The sequence below is a fragment of the Synechococcus sp. WC101 genome, assembly GCF_047461555.1.
In the GTDB taxonomy this organism is placed as follows: Bacteria; Cyanobacteriota; Cyanobacteriia; order Thermostichales; family Thermostichaceae; genus Thermostichus.
The window spans coordinates 1-3605 of the sequence record NZ_JANSHG010000196.1 but is presented as its reverse complement, the minus strand read 5'-3'; the positions used below and the strand labels follow the sequence as shown (position 1 = coordinate 3605).

Genomic DNA, 3605 nt, shown 5'->3' with positions numbered 1-3605 from the left:
GCCCTGGCCCTATCGGTGTTTCCGGTGATGCTGGTGCTGGTGAAGTTGAGCAGCTCCCGTCTGCAGCAGGAGCAGCTCCAGGTGCAGCAGGAGCTGGCGGATCTAAGCGATCTCATCCAGGAGGACATGAACGGCATTGCCCTGATCAAGGTGTATGCCCAGGAAGAGCACGAGCAGAGGGAGTTTCGCCGCCGCAACGAGCGGCTGCTGCAGGCCAATTTGCGCCTGGCCCTCACCCGCAACCTGCTTTTTCCTTCCCTGGTGGCCTTGGTCAGCCTGAGCCTGCTGCTGCTGCTGGCGGTGGGCGGACCCCAGATTGCCGCCGGGACGCTGACGATTGGGGATTTTTCTGCCCTCACCCTCTACGTGGAACGGCTGGTGTTTCCCACCACTCTGCTGGGCTTTACCATCACTGCCTACCAGCGGGGCCAGGTCAGCCTGGAGCGGATCGACGCCCTGCTGCGGGTAGAGCCCACCATCCGCGATGCTCCCCAGGCTCTACCCCTACCTCTGGAACAGGTGCAGGGGCGTATCGAGGCCAGGGGCCTGACTTTTGCCTATGCCGACACAGGATCCGCAACGCCGGCGCTGCAGGATCTGCACTTTTGCGTCGAGCCGGGCCAATTGGTGGCGGTGGTGGGGCCGATTGGGGCGGGCAAATCCACCCTGGCCAATGCCCTGCCCCGCCTGCTGGAGATCCAGCCGGGGCAACTGTTTTTGGATGGGCAGGACATCACCCAGCTCCAACTGGGATCCCTGCGGCGGGCCATTGCCTACGTGCCCCAGGAGAGCTTTCTGTTCAGCGCCAGTGTTCGGGATAACATCCGCTACGGCAAGCCGGATGCCGAAGACTGGGAGGTGGAATGGGCCGCCAAGGCCGCCCACATCCACGCCGAGATCCTCACCTTTCCCAAGGGCTACGACACGCTGGTGGGGGAGCGGGGCATCACCCTTTCTGGCGGCCAGCGGCAGCGGGTGGCCCTGGCGCGGGCTCTGCTGGTGGATGCGCCGATTTTGATCCTGGATGACTGTCTCTCCAGCGTGGACAACCAGACGGCCCAGGCCATTCTCCGCCACCTGCGCCAGGCCAGGGCCCAGAAAACGGCGATCTTCATTACCCATCGCCTCACGGCGGCGGTGGAGGCGGATCAGATCTGGGTCATGGACAAGGGCCGCATCGTGCAGCAGGGATCCCATGCCCAGTTGCTGGCAGATCCCCAGGGGCTCTACGCCCGTCTCTGGGCCAAGCAGAAGCTGGAAGAGGCCCTGGCCTAGGTTTTCTCGGGGAGAGATCTGGCGGATCTATGGCCAGGAAGCCGGCTGAGCGGATACCGTAGGCGGCAAAGCATTGGGGTGAGAGGTGACATGGAGATTGCCGGGATCGTTGGCGTTAGCGGTGCGGAGCCTTCTCTAGGCCAATTGCTCAACCAAGCCGGGATCCAACCCCAGGTGGTTCAGGGATCCCTAGAGGGCGTGCAGGTCAGGGGTCTGTGTGCCGATTCGCGCCAGGTGCAGGCTGGGGATCTCTTCTTGGGCATGCCGGGATCCCGCGTTGACGGCGGCGAGTTTGTCCGCGAGGCGCTCACCCGAGGAGCCGTGGCGGCCCTTATTGCCCAGGAGGCTTGGGAGAAAGTTAGCGGAGAGGCTGGAGGAGGCAGTCAGCCCATTCTGGTTTTGCCCCGCAGCGGCATCAACAGGGCCCTGGCCCAGGTGGCGGCGGCCTTCTACGGCTTTCCCGCCCGCCAGCTTACCCTGGTGGGAGTTACCGGCACCAACGGCAAGACCACCACCACCCATCTCATCGAGCATCTGCTGCAGGCCGCCGGTCGCCCCACTGCTTTGCTAGGCACCCTCTACAACCGCTGGCCTGGGCACTGTGAAGTAGCCCCCCACACCACCCTGTTTCCGCTGGAGCTGCAGCGCAGCCTGAGACAAGCCAAAGAAGCCGGGGCGGAGGTGGCGGTGATGGAGGTCAGCTCCCATGCCTTGGCCCAGGATCGGGCCTGGGGGTGTAGCTTTGCCGCTGCCGTCTGGACCAACCTCACCCAGGATCACCTGGATTTCCACGGCAGCATGGAAAACTACTGGCAGGCCAAGGCCACCCTCTTCCAGCCGGAGTACTTGCAGGGGCGGGCGGTAGTCAACGCCGACGACGAGGGGGGACGGCGGCTGCTTGAGACCATCCCAGCCTCTCTGGAGCCCTGGGCCTATTCCCTGCAGCCCCTGGAAGGGATCCCTGCCCTCTGGCCCGGCGACGTTCAAGTTCACCCCAACGGCCTGCAGGCCACCCTGCACACCCCTCTGGGCACCTTGGCCGTGGCAGCGCCCCTGGTGGGATCCTTCAACCTGGCCAACCTGCTGGCGGCGGTGGGGGTGGCGCTGCACCTGGGGATCCCCCTTGAGCTCATCCAGGCGGCCCTGCCCCATTTTCCCGGGGTGCCGGGGCGGATGGAGCGGGTAACCTTGCCGGGGCAGGACATCACGGTAATCGTGGACTATGCCCACACCCCCGATGGGCTGGAGAACTTGCTCAAGGCCCTGCGCCCGCAAGTGCAAGGCCGGCTGATCTGCGTCTTTGGCTGTGGCGGGGATCGGGATCGGGGCAAACGCCCACAGATGGGCCGCATTGCCGCCACCTGGGCCGACCGGGTGGTGGTGACCTCGGATAACCCCCGCACCGAGGATCCACAGCAGATCTTGCAGGATATCCTGGCCGGGATCCCTGGATCCCCCTGGGCGGTGGAGGTGGATCGGCGGCAGGCCATCCGCCTGGCCATCCTCGAAGCGCGGCCAGGGGATACAGTGGTGATCGCCGGCAAAGGCCACGAAGACTACCAAATCCTGGGCACCGAGAAGGTTCACTTCGACGACCGAGAAGAAGCCCGCGCCGCCCTGGCCCTGAGGGAAAAAAGCCGGGGGTGAGGCTAACGGGAGCGGTGCTGCAGCATCAGCTCCACGAACTCGCGGAAGAGGTGATCGGCGTCGTGGGGGCCGGGGCTGGCCTCCGGGTGATACTGCACAGAAAACAGGGGCAGGTGACGGTGGCGGATCCCGGCCACCGTGCGGTCATTTAAGTTGAGGTAGGTGATCTCCACGTCCTCAGCCGGGATCGAAGCAGCGTCTACTGCAAACCCATGGTTTTGGCTGGTGATTTCCACTTGCCGCTCTAGCCCACAGGGATGGTTGAGGCCGCGGTGGCCAAACTTGAGCTTGTAGGTGGATCCCCCCAGGGCCAAACTGAGAATCTGATGGCCCAGGCAGATCCCAAATAGGGGCTTCCCGGTTTGCAGCAGCGCTTGCGTGGTGCGGATGGCAGTCGTCTCAGCGGCGGGATCCCCTGGCCCATTGGAGAGGAAGATCCCATCGGGGTTGTAACTCAAAATCTGCTCCGGGCTGGCATTGGCCGGCAACACCATCACCCGACAGCCATAGCGGGTAAGGCGGCGCAGAATGTTGCGCTTAACGCCAAAATCCAGGGCCACCACCCGCAGGGGGGGATCCGGGACCGGGATCCCTTGGCTGCGGCCATAGTCCCAGTCGGCGGGGGTGGGCTCCAGCCACTCGTAAGGCTTGGGCGTTGTAACCTCTGCCGCCAGGCTTAGCCC

3 protein-coding genes are annotated in these 3605 nt (G+C 64.7%); 2 read left to right on the top strand and 1 reads right to left on the bottom strand.

All coding sequences use genetic code 11. The features are described from left to right. Together NW809_RS11245 and NW809_RS11240 are read left to right on the top strand one after the other, a co-directional pair. A partial coding sequence (locus tag NW809_RS11245) for an ABC transporter ATP-binding protein (protein ID WP_414402165.1) occupies window positions 1–1275 on the top strand: 1275 nt, incomplete at its 5' end. Between the two features lie 90 nt (window positions 1276–1365). Continuing rightward, window positions 1366–2922: a UDP-N-acetylmuramoyl-L-alanyl-D-glutamate--2,6-diaminopimelate ligase gene (locus NW809_RS11240; protein WP_414402164.1), complete on the top strand. Its 1557-nt coding sequence runs from the start codon at window positions 1366–1368 to the stop codon at window positions 2920–2922. Between the two features lie 2 nt (window positions 2923–2924). On the opposite strand, the gene NW809_RS11235 is transcribed toward NW809_RS11240, so the two are convergent. Beyond that, window positions 2925–3605: carbamoyl phosphate synthase small subunit (locus NW809_RS11235; protein WP_414402163.1), on the bottom strand; the 681-nt coding region annotated here is incomplete at its 5' end.